Source organism: Microbacterium sp. UBA1612 (assembly GCF_002321605.1).
GTDB classification, from domain to species: domain Bacteria; phylum Actinomycetota; class Actinomycetes; order Actinomycetales; family Microbacteriaceae; genus Microbacterium; species Microbacterium luteum.
Map to the genome: position 1 here is coordinate 69,077 of NZ_DCMW01000019.1, position 12,990 is coordinate 82,066.

General features: G+C 71.2%; 12 protein-coding genes. 11 read left to right on the forward strand and 1 reads right to left on the reverse strand.

Going from position 1 to position 12,990, the window contains the following annotated elements; translation table 11 throughout:
* Position 1: 1 nt before the first annotated feature.
* Together menD and B3S45_RS08110 are read left to right on the forward strand one after the other, a co-directional pair.
* Entirely contained in the window at positions 2-1,831 is a 1,830-nt protein-coding gene (gene menD, locus B3S45_RS08105; protein ID WP_286719966.1) for a 2-succinyl-5-enolpyruvyl-6-hydroxy-3-cyclohexene-1-carboxylic-acid synthase, read from the forward strand.
* Positions 1,832-1,868: 37 nt separating this feature from the next.
* Complete coding sequence (locus B3S45_RS08110; protein WP_286719629.1) at positions 1,869-2,747, forward strand: polyphosphate kinase 2 family protein; 879 nt, start codon at positions 1,869-1,871, stop codon at positions 2,745-2,747.
* A gap of 10 nt (positions 2,748-2,757) precedes the next feature.
* Here B3S45_RS08110 and B3S45_RS08115 read toward each other — a convergent pair whose 3' ends face one another.
* Entirely contained in the window at positions 2,758-4,041 is a 1,284-nt protein-coding gene (locus B3S45_RS08115) for an isochorismate synthase (RefSeq protein ID WP_286719630.1), read from the reverse strand.
* 79 nt (positions 4,042-4,120) lie between these two features.
* Here B3S45_RS08115 and B3S45_RS08120 point away from each other — a divergent pair, with 79 nt between their 5' ends.
* The 9 genes from B3S45_RS08120 to B3S45_RS08160 all read left to right on the forward strand — a co-directional run.
* On the forward strand, positions 4,121-4,702 hold the full coding sequence (locus B3S45_RS08120) for a DUF402 domain-containing protein (protein ID WP_286719631.1): 582 nt from the start codon (positions 4,121-4,123) through the stop codon (positions 4,700-4,702).
* A gap of 9 nt (positions 4,703-4,711) precedes the next feature.
* The gene (locus B3S45_RS08125; protein WP_286719632.1) at positions 4,712-5,500 is read left to right on the forward strand and encodes a demethylmenaquinone methyltransferase; all 789 of its coding nucleotides are present in this window, start codon (positions 4,712-4,714) and stop codon (positions 5,498-5,500) included.
* Positions 5,501-5,552: 52 nt separating this feature from the next.
* Complete coding sequence (locus tag B3S45_RS08130; protein ID WP_071043915.1) at positions 5,553-6,608, forward strand: polyprenyl synthetase family protein; 1,056 nt, start codon at positions 5,553-5,555, stop codon at positions 6,606-6,608.
* A gap of 48 nt (positions 6,609-6,656) precedes the next feature.
* Positions 6,657-8,030, forward strand: coding sequence for an FAD-dependent oxidoreductase (locus B3S45_RS08135; RefSeq protein WP_071043914.1), 1,374 nt, complete (start codon positions 6,657-6,659; stop codon positions 8,028-8,030).
* Positions 8,027-9,226 carry a multidrug effflux MFS transporter gene (locus tag B3S45_RS08140; protein WP_286719633.1) on the forward strand — a complete coding sequence of 400 codons (1,200 nt, stop codon included), beginning with the start codon at positions 8,027-8,029 and terminating at the stop codon, positions 9,224-9,226. The genes B3S45_RS08135 and B3S45_RS08140 overlap by 4 nt, the downstream gene beginning before the upstream one ends.
* A gap of 148 nt (positions 9,227-9,374) precedes the next feature.
* Positions 9,375-10,637, forward strand: coding sequence for an extracellular solute-binding protein (locus tag B3S45_RS08145; protein WP_286719634.1), 1,263 nt, complete (start codon positions 9,375-9,377; stop codon positions 10,635-10,637).
* Positions 10,634-11,599, forward strand: coding sequence for a carbohydrate ABC transporter permease (locus B3S45_RS08150; RefSeq protein ID WP_286719635.1), 966 nt, complete (start codon positions 10,634-10,636; stop codon positions 11,597-11,599). The genes B3S45_RS08145 and B3S45_RS08150 overlap by 4 nt, the downstream gene beginning before the upstream one ends.
* Positions 11,600-11,607: 8 nt before the next feature.
* A complete protein-coding gene (locus tag B3S45_RS08155; protein ID WP_414683079.1) occupies positions 11,608-12,447 on the forward strand; it encodes a carbohydrate ABC transporter permease in 840 nt (279 codons plus the stop codon).
* Positions 12,448-12,493: 46 nt separating this feature from the next.
* A partial coding sequence (locus tag B3S45_RS08160; RefSeq protein ID WP_286719639.1) for an ABC transporter ATP-binding protein occupies positions 12,494-12,990 on the forward strand: 497 nt, incomplete at its 3' end.

The window sequence follows — 12,990 nt, forward strand, 5'->3', positions numbered from 1 at the left end:
CGTGTCCGGCGAGCCCGGCGACGACGTCGCCCCGACCGTCACCGGCGCCCCCGCGACCGATGCGGCGGCCGCTCTGCTGGGTGCACTCGTCGCCCGCGGCGTGCGCCACGTGGTGCTCAGCCCCGGTTCGCGCTCGCAGGCGCTCGCGCTCGTGGCCGCCGAACTCGAACGCCGCGGTCACGTGCAGCTCCACGTGCGCGTGGACGAGAGGGTCGCCGGCTTCACCGCGCTCGGCATCGCCCGGGAGACGCGGGTGCCCGCCGCCGTCGTGTGCACGTCGGGCACGGCCGTCGCGAACCTGCTGCCGGCGGTGCTCGAAGCGCACCACGCGGGTGTGCCGCTGCTGCTGCTGACGGCCGACCGACCCCCCGAGCTGCGGGGCGTGGGCGCCAACCAGACCACGCGGCAACCCGGCCTGTTCTCCTCAGCCACCCGCTACGCGGCAGACCTCGCCGTGCCCGAGAAGAGCGACCCCGACGGCACCTCCGATGCGACCGTCACCCTGCGGGTCGTTGCGGCTGAGGCGGTGGATGCCGCGCGCGGCGTGGGCCAGTGGTCGGCGGGACCGGTGCACCTGAACCTTCCGTATCGCGAGCCCCTCAGCGGTCCCCTTCCGGCGTGGCTCGACGCCGCGATCGCCGCGAGCGCGCAGGCCGCCGGCGGCGGCTCGGTCGATGACGCGGCGATGTCCGGCGCGCTCTACCAGGGCGGTGGCGGCATCGGCTCGCTCGATGTCGCCGACGAGGCCGGCGAGATGCCCGTCGCGCTCGACCGCGGCCCCCGAACGGTGGTCGTCGCCGGTGCCGATGCGGGGCCCGCTGCCGAAGCCCTCGCGCACGAGGGGCGGTGGCCGCTGATCGCCGAGATCGTCAGCGGCTCGCGCTTCGGCCGTCACGTCGTGCACGGCTATCGACAGCTCCTGCGCGATCCCGACCTGGGCGGCAGGATCGAGCGCGTCGTCGTCTTCGGGCATCCGACCCTCTCCCGCGAGGTGACGGCGCTCCTGTCCGATCCCGCCGTCGAGGTGATCGCGCTGCGCGGGCCCGGCGAACCGCTCGGGCTGAACGGCGCGACGCGCTCGGTCGACGCCGTGGCCGTCGCTGTCGACGGCGACAGCCCCGAGGTCGTCGATGCCGAGCGCGCGTGGCTCGGGGCATGGATGCGCGCGTCGCGCGCGGCCGCGGTGGACCTGTCCCCGCCGGCGCCCGACGTCGACGCCCTCTCCTCCGCGGTGCCGCAGGAACGGCTCGGGGCCATCTCGGCCGAACTCGACGCGGTGCGCGCGCCCGTGGACCGCAACCTCCTCGTCGACGCGGTGTGGCGAGCCACATGGCCGCACGACCGGCTCGTGTTCGGATCGTCGCGCCTGGTCCGTGTGGCCGACGCGGTGCTGCCCGGCAAGAAGGTGACGGTGCACGCCAACCGGGGGCTCGCCGGCATCGACGGCACCGTGGCGACGGCCACGGGCGTCGCCATCGCGAGCCAGAGCGCCGGCGCGCACGGGGTCACGCGCGTGCTCCTGGGCGATCTGGCGCTGCTGCACGATGCCGGAGGACTTCTCGTCGCGATCGGCGAGGCCGAGCCGCGCATCCAGATCATCGTCGGCAACGACGGCGGCGGCACCATCTTCGACGGCCTCGAGGTGGCCGCCACCGCCGATGCGGAAGCGGCCGACCGGGTGCTGTACACGCCGCACGGCGTCGACCTCGGCCGCCTGGCGAGCGCGTACGGCTGGACGCACACGCGGGTGACCACGCGCGCCGCCCTCGACCAGGCGCTGACCACGCCGGCGGCCGCACGCCAGGTGATCGAGGTGCCGCTGGCCCGATGAGGGTGACGCCGCACCCGGCATCCGCCAAGATGTGGGGATGACCGGGACGAGACCTCTCCACGACGGCGGCGCCGGCGACCTGCGAGACATCGGCGACCTGCTGCGGGTCGGACCGGGGTTCCGCCTCGCCGACGTCGACACCGCTTCGACGCCGGGCTACCGTGGCGGAAAGCGCGACGGCGCGGCGGATCTCGCCGCGGGCGTCGACGCCCTGGATGATCTGCAGGAGCGGCTGTTCGCGCGCAGTCGCGTGCAGAAGACCGACGCGGCGGTGCTGCTCGTGCTGCAGGCGATGGACTCCGCCGGCAAGGGCGGCATCGTTCGCCACGTCGTCGGCGCCGTCGATCCGCAGGGTGTCTCGCTCACGGCGTTCAAGAAGCCCACCGACGAAGAGCTCGCGCAAGACTTTCTCTGGCGCATCGAGAAGCGACTGCCCGAGCCGGGCTTCATCGGGGTGTTCGATCGCTCGCACTACGAGGATGTGCTCGTCGGGCGCGTGCGTCAGCTCGCACCCGCGGCGGAGATCGAACGGCGGTACGACGCCATCAACGCCTTCGAAGAGCGGGTCGTGACCACCGGAACCCGCATCGTGAAGGTCATGCTCCATATCTCCGCAGACGAGCAGAAGAAGCGGCTGACCGAGCGGCTCGACCGTGCGGACAAGCACTGGAAGTTCACGCCGGGAGACGTCGACGAACGGATGCTGTGGCCGCGCTACCAGCACGCCTACCAGGTGATGTTCGAGCGCACCTCCACCGCCCACGCGCCGTGGTACGTCGTGCCCGCCGATCGCAAGTGGTATGCGCGGCTGGCCGTTCAGCACCTGCTCCGGACCGCGCTCGAAGACATCGATCCGCAGTGGCCGGCGGCCACCTACGACATCGCCGAGCAGCGCGCCCGGCTGGCCGCGACCTGACGCGATCGCCTTACGCGAGGGCGTCGACGATCGGGCGGAACTTCACCCGGGTCTCGAGCATCTCGGCTTCCGGGTCGCTGCCCGCGACGATCCCCGCACCGGCGAACGCCGTGACCGGGATGGTGCCGGTGGATGCGCTGCCGCGCCGTGCGGGCAGGCCGCCCACCTGAGCGCACCGGAGCGCGATGGCCCACTCGCCGTCTCCGGAGCCGTCGACCCAGCCGACGGGTCCCGCGTACCGGCCGCGGTCGAAGGGCTCGATGCGCCGGATGACCGCGAGGGCGGCATCGGTCGGCGTGCCCGCGACGGCGGCGGTGGGATGCAGCGATGCCACGAGGTCGAGCGACGACGCGTCGTCGCCGAGCACGCCGGCGACGTCGGTGGCCAGGTGCCACAGGTTCGGCAGCTCCAGCGCGAAGGGCTCCTCGTCGGCGGCGAGGGTGCGGGTGTGCGGTGCCAGAGCCTCCACGACGCTGCGCACCGCGAAACGGTGCTCGTCTCGGTCCTTCCCGCTCTCGAGCAGGCGCGTGGCGGCGCCGGTGTCGTCGGCGTGGTCGGTGCCGCGCCCGGCCGTGCCGGCGAGAACGCGAGCGGTCACGGCTCCGCCCGCGACCGTGACGAGGGTTTCCGGGCTCGCGCCGATCAGGCCGTCGACGGCGAAGGTCCACGTGTCGGGATAGTCGACCGACAGCGCCCGCACCAGCCGGCGCAGATCCGCCCCCGCCGGCACGGTTCCCACCAGGTCGCGGGCGACCACGACCTTGCCGACCTCGCCCGCGGTGATCGCATCGAGCGCCGAGCGGACCGCGCCCTGATAGCCCGCCGGATCCAGCGACCCGGGGCCGAGCGTGCCGGACCACGACGGCCCGAGCGCGCGAGGCTGCGGCATGTCTGCGCCGGTGGGCGGATGCGGATCGTCGGCGCGGCGGATGCGCGTCACCCAGGAGCGTCCGCCGCGGCGTCCGACGACGGTGGTGGGGATGATCAGGCGGCTGGGCCACGCCGAGCGCGCATCGAAGGTGAGTGCGCCGAAGGCGATGAGGCCGGTGCCGGGAAGCCCCACGGGATCGTCGACGTCGGCCTCGGCGGCGATGAGGCGCCACGCGTCAGCCGCGGAGAGGGAGGAATCCGCCTCCGCGCCGACGTGCTCGTACCCGCTCTGTTCGCCGACGCCGACCACTCCCTCGCCGCGTCGCAGCCACGCGAGCGGTCGATCGGGATCGGCGTACGCGAGGAGGTCGCCGACGGGGTCGATCTCCCGGGTCTCGACGGACAGGCGGGGGAACGCGGGCACCCCTCCAGCCTAGTTTCGGTCGGCCCCAGCGGTCGCCGGCTGGGCGGATGCCCACCGACGAGCGGCTTAGACTCGCGAGGTGACCGCCGACATCCTGCGCCCCGAACCGGGCACCCGCACCGTGTTCCGCTGGCGCAAGTGGGACGGCGGCCCGCACTGGGTGCACGACTGCATCTATCTCGGTCACGACCGGTGGGGCGAGTGGTTCGGTCAGCCGGAAGGCACGCGGAGCTTCCGCCCCGGCCGGGAGGTCCTCACTCGCGCGGCGAGCGTCACGCTCGTGCCCCCCTCGGGGGATCACGCCCTCACGGTCAACGTCGCACCCCCGGCATCCAGCCGCATCTATATCGACCTCGCGTGGGACGTGCGCTGGTCCGACACCGAGGTCGGCGTTCCCACCGGCATCGACATGGATCTCGACGTCGTGCGCGCCGTCGACGGCCGCGGTACGTGGATCGACGATCGCGACGAATGGGACGAGCATCGCGTCGCGTACGGCTACCCGGCCGAGATCGTCACCCACCTCGAGGCGCTCGCGATCGAGCTCGAATGCAAGGTGCGCGATCGCGTCGCGCCGTACGACGACGACACGGCGAACGCGTGGCTGGCTCGGCTGGCCGCCCTCGCTGGCGCCGGGCCGGCCGCGCGGGCCGACGCGTAGAGTCGAGGGGTGACCCCCGACACCGCCCCCCGACCCGCCGAGCCGAACCGCGCCGATCTGGGCAAGGACCCGGCACGGGTTTCGGGGATGTTCGACGGGGTCGCCGCCGGCTACGACCGCACCAACACCGTGCTCAGCCTCGGCAACGACCGTTCGTGGCGAGCTGCGACCACGCGTGCCGTCGCCCCGAAGCGCGGCGAGCGCATCCTCGACCTCGCCGCCGGGACGGGTGCCTCCAGCGCCTCCCTCGCCCGGAGCGGGGCGGAGGTCGTCGCCGCGGACTTCTCGCCGGGGATGCTCGCCGAAGGCGAACGCCGCCACGGTGCGTCGGCACCGGGCGGCGGCATGCCGAACCTCTCGTTCGTCGAGGCGGACGCGACCGCACTGCCGTTCGGCGACGACGCGTTCGACGCCGTCACGATGTCGTTCGGGCTGCGCAACGTCAATGAGCCGCGGGCGGCTCTGAGCGAGCTGCTGCGGGTGACCAAGCCGGGCGGACGCCTGGTGATCTGCGAGTTCTCGCACCCGCCGTCGTCGCTGTTCCGTGCCCTCTACGGCTTCTACAACGATCGTGTGCTGCCGGTCGTGGCGAAGACGGTGAGCTCCAACAGCGAGGCGTACGACTACCTCAACGAGTCCATCCGCGACTGGCCCGACCAGCGCACGCTCATGGCGTGGATCCGACAGGCGGGCTGGGGCGACGTCGCCTATCGCAACCTCACCGGCGGGATCGTCGCGCTGCACCGCGGGATCAAGCCCGTCGACGGAGGCGCCCGAACGACCGATCCGGCGGAATGAGCCGCCTCCAGGGGCGGTCCGGCGCCGCGGTGCGCGCCGGTAGGCTGGAAGCGTGACTCCCTCAGCGCAGGGCTCGCCGATCGCGGGCAGGCTCGGCCTGGCCGATCGCGTGTTCGCGGGTCCCCGATCCCGCCGGCTGCTTGCGAAGGTCGAGGCGGGGCTCGAGCGCGTCGACCGCAACCTCGAAGCGGAGCTGACCACCGCCGACACGCTCACCAACGCGACCAGCCGCTACCTGTTCGACGCCGGCGGCAAGCGCGTGCGCCCCATGCTGGCGCTGCTGACGGCGCACCTGGGCGAGGGGACCACCGACGACGTCATCGACGCGGCCACCGCGCTCGAGCTCACCCACCTGGGCTCGCTCTACCACGACGATGTGATGGATGAGGCGGACCGGCGCCGCGGGGTGCCCAGTGCCCATTCGGTGTGGGGCAACAGCGTCGCCATCCTCACCGGAGACCTGCTGTTCTCGCGCGCCAGCCAGCTGATGGCCAAGCTCGGCGAGCGTGCCATCAAACTCCAGGCCGACACGTTCGAGCGGCTCGTGCTCGGCCAGATGCACGAGACCGTCGGACCGCACGAGAACGACGACCGGGTCGCGTTCTACCTGCAGGTGCTGGCGGACAAGACCGGATCGCTCATCGCCGCATCCGCTCAGGCCGGGGCGCTTTTCAGCGAAGCGCCGAGCGCCTACGAGCAGCCGCTCGTGGAATTCGGCGAGAAGGCGGGGGTCGCCTTCCAGCTCCTCGACGACGTCATCGACCTCTCGAGCGACCCCGACGAGACCGGCAAGGTGCCCGGCACCGACCTGCGCGCCGGTGTGCCGACGATGCCCTTCCTGCTGCTCGGGCAGCGCGACGACGACGCGTCGACCGACCTGCGCGAGCGCATCGACGAGGGCGTCGCCCGCATCGCCGACGGCGCCGACCCCGTCATCCTCGACGAGCCGCTGGCCGAGCTCCGCGACCACGAGGCGACGCGGGCCACCCTCGACCTCGCCCACTCGTGGTCGCGCGACGCCATCGCCGCGCTCGACCCGCTTCCCGACGGTCCCGTGCGCGAAGGACTCACGCGGTTCGCGCGCGCGGTGGCCGACCGCTCCAGCTGACCGGCGCCCTCCGGCGCGGTCGCGGATGCGCGACACGAAAGGACACCCATGACCAAGCTGCGACTGGCGATCGTCGGAGCCGGCCCCGCCGGCATCTACGCCGCCGACATCCTGCTGAAGGCGGAGCGCACCTTCGACGTGTCCATCGATCTGTTCGAGCACCTGCCGGCGCCGTACGGTCTGGTGCGATACGGCGTGGCGCCGGATCATCCCCGCATCAAGGGCATCATCACCGCGCTGCGCGGCGTGCTGGACCGGGGTGACATCCGGATCTTCGGCAACGTGCGCTTCGGTGAGGACATCACGCTCGACGACCTCAAGCACCACTACAACGCCGTCATCTTCTCCACGGGCGCCGCGCGCGACGCGTCGCTGGAGATCCCCGGCATCGATGCGGCCGGATCCTACGGTGCGGCCGATTTCGTCAGCTGGTTCGACGGCCACCCCGATGTGCCGCGCGACTGGCCCCTCGACGCGGAGTCGGTCGCCGTCATCGGCAACGGAAACGTCGCGCTCGACGTGGCCCGCATGCTCGCCAAGCATGCCGAGGACCTGCTGCCGACGGAGATCCCCGACAACGTGCACGCGGGTCTGGCCGCGTCCGCGATCACCGATGTGCACGTGTTCGGGCGCCGGGGACCCGCCCAGGTGAAGTTCACGCCCCTCGAGCTGCGCGAACTCGGCGAGCAGCGCGACGTCGACATGGTGGTCTACGACGAGGACTTCGACTACGACGAGGCGTCGAAGGACGCCATCGCCAGCAACAAGCAGGTCATGGTCATCGACCGGGTGCTGCAGTCGTGGCGCAAGCTCGACTCCGCGAACGGCGCCGGCGGCACCGCATCGCGCCGGCTGCACCTGCACTTCTGGGCCAGGCCCGTCGAGGTGAAGAAGGATGCCGCCGGACGCGTGGCCGCGCTTGTGTACGAGCGCACGCGACCCGACGACGAGGGCGGCGTGGTCGGCACCGGCGAGATGCGCGAAGTGGCCATCCAGCAGCTCTACCGCGCCGTCGGCTACTTCGGTTCGCCTCTTCCGGGCGTCCCGTTCGATGACCGCCACGGCGTCATCCCGAATCACGAGGGGCAGGTGCTGCATCCGGAGAACAACGAGCGGGTGCCCGGCGTCTACGCCACGGGGTGGATCAAGCGCGGACCGGTGGGGCTGATCGGACACACCAAATCGGATGCGATGGAGACGGTGCGCCATCTCATCAACGATCAGGGCTCGTGGTGGCACCCGGCGGACCCCTCGGAGGAGGCGATCCCCGCCCTCCTCGCCGAGCGGGGCGTGGCGTGGACCGACCTCGAGGGCTGGCACCGCCTCGACGAGCACGAGATCGCCCTGGGCGCTCCGCACGAGCGTGCCCGCATCAAGGTCGTGCCACGCGACGAGATGGTCGCCGTCTCGCGCGGCGAGTGAGCGGCGCTCCCCGCCTCACCTCGGGGCTGGTCGCCACCCTCGGATTCCTCGCCGCGGTCGGTCCGTTCGCGACGGACATGTATCTCGCATCGTTCACCGAGATCGCCGCGGATCTCGGCTCGTCGGCGTCGGCCGTGCAGCTCACCCTCACGGCGTTCCTGCTCGGGATCGGCGCCGGCCAGCTGCTGCTCGGACCGCTCTCGGACCGGTTCGGACGCCGCCCCGTCATGGTGCTGTCGATGGGTGTCTTCGCCCTCTCGAGCGTGCTGATGGTGTTCACCCCGACGATCGAGGTGTTCGTCGCACTGCGACTGGTGCAGGGTGTCGCCGGCGCGGCGGGAATCGTCGTGGCACGGGCGATCGCGGTCGACCTCAGCGAGGGCGAGACCGCCGTGCGCGCCCTCAGCCTCATTGCGACGGTGACGGCGCTCGGGCCTCTCGTGGCACCGCCGATCGGCGGTGCGGTGGGTGTGCTGACCGACTGGCGCGGCGTGCTGATCGTGCTGGCCGCCATCTCGGCGGCGATGTTCCTGCTCGCCGTGCTCGTGGCGCCCGAATCCCTCCCGCCGGACCGTCGACACGGCGGCGGGGTGCGGGCGATCGCCCGCATGCTCGGAACCGTCGCGAGCACCCGCGGATTCGGCGCCTACACCCTCACCGTCGCCGCGGCGTTCGCGGGCATGATGGCCTACATCTCCGCGTCGCCGTTCGTCGGGCAGGAGGTGCTCGGCATGGACCCGCTCGTCTACGCGCTGGGATTCGCCGCGGGTGCGCTCGGTGTCGTGTCGGCGAACCTGCTCAACGCACGCATCGCTCCTCGGGTGGGTCCCGGTCGCATGCTCACCCTCGGCGTCTCTTTCCTCCTTCTCGCCTCCGGCATCCTCGCGCTCCTGGCGATCACCGGGTGGCTCCGTCCGGCCTCCTTCATCGGATGCGCGGTGGTGCTGACCGCCGGTGCCGGCTTCACGATGTCGAACGCCTCCGCGCTCGCCCTCGCCCGCACGCCTCACATGCGCGGCTCCGGCGCGGCCGTGCTCGGGGCGACGCAATTCGTGCTCGGCGGAGCGATGTCGCCCGTGGTCGGTGCGTGGGGAGAGGACACGGCCGTGCCGATGGCGGTGATCGTCGCGTGCGCCGCGGTCGCGGCGGCGGGCTCCCGGCTGGTGGCGCGTCGGCGCCTGCGCGGCAGCCCCTGAGCCCGGCGCACCGGGGCGGCATCCGTGTCTCACCCTGCGCGTACTACAGCCGGGTCGTGCCGCGCAAGAGCATGGCGCATCGCGCGGCTTTGCCCCAACATGCTGGAACACACGGTCGATGAGTGACCGGTGAAGGCGAGGGGGCCGGATGCGCGGCAGGAGGATGATGGGCGCCGGTGTCGCGCTGGCCGTCGTCGCGAGTCTCGGAGCCTGCTCCGCCGACGACGGGACGCCGACCCTCACGTGGTACATCAACCCCGACGCCGGCGGTCAGGAGCGCATCGCCGCCTCCTGCACCGAGGCGGCCGACGGGGCGTACCGCATCGAGACGACGCTGCTGCCGCGTGACGCGGCGTCGCAGCGCGAGCAGCTCGCGCGGCGGCTCGCCGCCAGCGACCGCTCCCTGGACATCATGAGCCTCGACCCGCCCTTCATCCCGGAGCTCGCCGAACCCGGCTTCCTCGCGCCCGTCCCCGACGAGCTGCAGGACACGGAGGGCATCGTGCAGGGCGCCGTCGACTCGGCGAGCTGGAACGACGAACTGGTCACAGTCCCGTTCTGGGCGAACACCCAACTGCTCTGGTACCGCGAATCGGTCGTCGAGGAGGCGGGCCTGGACATGAGCGAGCCGGTCACATGGGATCAGATCATCGAGGTCGCGGAGGAGAACGACCTGCAGCTGGGTGTCCAGGGCGCGCTCGCCGAATCCCTCACCGTCTGGGTGAACGCCCTGATCGCCTCGGCGGGCGGCGAGATCCTCGAGACCCCCGACGCGTCGCCGAAGGACATGGAGCTGGGCATCGACTCCGACGCCGGCCGCGCAGCGGCAGAGGTGCTGCAGCGGATCGGCGAGAACCGACTGGGAGGCGCCGGACTCCCGACGGCGAACGAGAACGCGAGCCTCAATCTGTTCGAAGGCGAGCAGGGATCCTTCATGGTCAACTGGCCCTTCGTGTGGCCGGCCCTCAACGAGTCGTCGCCCGAGGTCGCCGACGACCTCGGGTGGGCCGTGTATCCGCGCATGGACGCCGACACCCCGGCGGCCCCACCCGTCGGCGGCATCAACCTCGGCGTGGGGGCCTTCAGCGAGAACCAGGACCTCGCGTGGCAGGCGGTGGAGTGCATCGTGCAGCCCGAGAATCAGGCCGAGTACTTCGTCAGCGACGGCAACCCGCCCTCGAACGCCGCCGCCTACGACGACGAGGCGGTGCAGGAGGAGTTCCCCATGGCCGACGTCATCCGCGAGTCCCTCGACCTCGGGGTTCCGCGCCCGCAGACGCCGTACTACAACGAGATCTCGATCGGACTGCAGCGAACATGGCACCCGCCGGCCGGGGTCGATCCGGACACGACGCCCGAGACGTCGCAGGAGTTCATCCTCGCCGTCCTGCAGGGGGAGAGGCTGCTGTGAGCGCGCCCGCCGTCGAGCGCCCCGCGCCGCCGCGCGCCGAGGAGAAGCGGCCGACGCGCGGCCGCCGCTCGGAGCGCTCGCGCGCCGAAGCGCGGCTCGGATGGATGCTGGCCGGCCCGGCGTTCGTGCTCATGCTGCTGGTGACGATGTATCCGATCCTGCAGGCCTTCTTCGACTCGCTGTTCTCCCTGCGCCTGACCGCTCCCGACGAGCGGGAGTTCATCTGGTTCCGCAACTACGCCGTCGTGCTCGGCGATCCCGCGTTCTGGCAGTCGATGGGCGTGACGCTGTTCATCACCGTCGTCACGGTGATCCTCGAGCTGATCCTCGGGTTCCTCCTCGCCCTCGTGATGCACCGCGCCGTCAAGAAGCTGCGCGGCTTCGCGCGCACCGCCATCCTCGTGCCCTACGGCATCGTCACGGTGGTCGCCGCGTTCGCCTGGTTCTACGCGTTCGACATCAACTCCGGCTACATCAACAGCTGGCTGGCGTGGGTGCCGGGCTTCGACGAGGACTTCAACTGGTTCGCCTATCAGGGCTCGTCGCTGTTCGTGATCATCCTCTCCGAGGTGTGGAAGACGACGCCGTTCATCTCGCTGCTGCTGCTGTCGGGGCTCGCGCAGGTGCCGGGAGACCTCGAGGAGGCGGCGAAGGTCGACGGGGCCACCGGGTGGGAGGTCATGCGGCGCGTGATCCTGCCCAACATGAAGGCCGCGATCATGGTGGCCGTGCTCTTCCGCACGCTCGAGGCCTTCCGCATCTTCGACAACATCTACATCATGACCGCCGGGGCCAACGACACCGAGGCGCTGTCGCTCCTGGCGTACAACACCTCGATCGGGCGGCTGGAGATCGGACTCGGATCGGCGATCTCGGTGCTGCTGTTCCTCAGCGTGCTGATCATCGCCGGCATCTTCATCAAAGGCTTCCGGGTCGACCTGGCGGGGGGACGGAACTCCTGATGCGTGCGATGACCTGGCCCCAGCGCATCGGCTGGATCGTGATCACGGTGGCGGTGCTCGTGTGGTCGCTGTTCCCGGTGTTCTCCATCCTCATGACCTCGTTCAAGACCCCCGGGGGACTCTTCTCCGGCACGCTGCTGCCCGAGGAGTGGACGTGGGAGAACTACGGCGAGATCCTCGCCCCGGGCGGCGGCGCACAGGAGCTGTTCCTCACCTCGCTGCGCAACTCGATCGGCATCTCGCTGATCGCGACGGCGATCGCGGTGGTGCTGGCCACGCTGTGCGCCTACGCCATCGCCCGGCTCGACTTCCCCGGCAAGCGCATGATCCTCGTCACGGCGCTCGCCGTCTCGGTGTTCCCCGTCGTGTCGATCGTGACGCCGCTGTTCAACCTGTGGCGCTCCATCGGGCTCTACGACACGTGGCTGGGCCTCATCATCCCCTACCTCTCGCTCACGCTGCCGATCTCGATCTGGACGCTCGCGGCGTTCTTCCGCCAGATTCCGTGGGAGCTCGAACAGGCCGCGCAGGTCGACGGGGCGACGCCGTTCGAGGCCTTCCGCAAGACGGTGGTGCCGCTCGCGGCGCCGGGGGTGTTCACGACCGCGATCATCGCGTTCTTCATCGCCTGGAACGACTTCGTCTACGGCATCTCGCTCACCTCGACCGATGCCGCGCGCCCGGTGCCGGCGGCGCTGTCGTTCTTCACGGGCGCGTCGCAGTTCGAAGATCCGACGGGAGCGATCTCGGCGGCCGCGATCGTGGTGACGATCCCCATCGTCATCGTCGTGGTGATCTTCCAGCGGCGCATCGTCTCCGGCCTCACGCAGGGCGCGGTGAAGGGATGACCCGCCGCGCCGCCGCCACGCAATCCACGTCCTCGAAGGAGTCGTCATGGCATCCATCACGCTGAACAACGTCGTCAAGACGTACGACGACGGCTTCACGGCGGTCAAGGGCATCGATCTCGACATCGCCGATGGGGAGTTCGTGATCCTCGTCGGTCCGTCCGGATGCGGCAAGTCGACGCTGCTGCGGATGATCGTCGGGCTGGAGGACATCACCGACGGCGAGCTTCGCATCGACGACCGCGTCGTCAACGACAAGGCGCCGAAGGACCGGAATCTCGCGATGGTCTTCCAGAACTACGCGCTGTACCCGCACCTGACGGTGTACGAGAACATCGCCTTCCCGATGCGGTTGAAGTCCAGCGACGTCGACGACAAGGAGATCGACGAGCGGGTCAAGCGGGCCTCGCGCCTTCTGGAACTCGACGAGCACCTCGAGCGGAAGCCCGCGAACCTCTCCGGCGGGCAGCGACAGCGCGTCGCGATGGGCCGCGCGATCGTGCGCAACGCCGACGCCTTCCTCTTCGACGAGCCGCTGTCGAA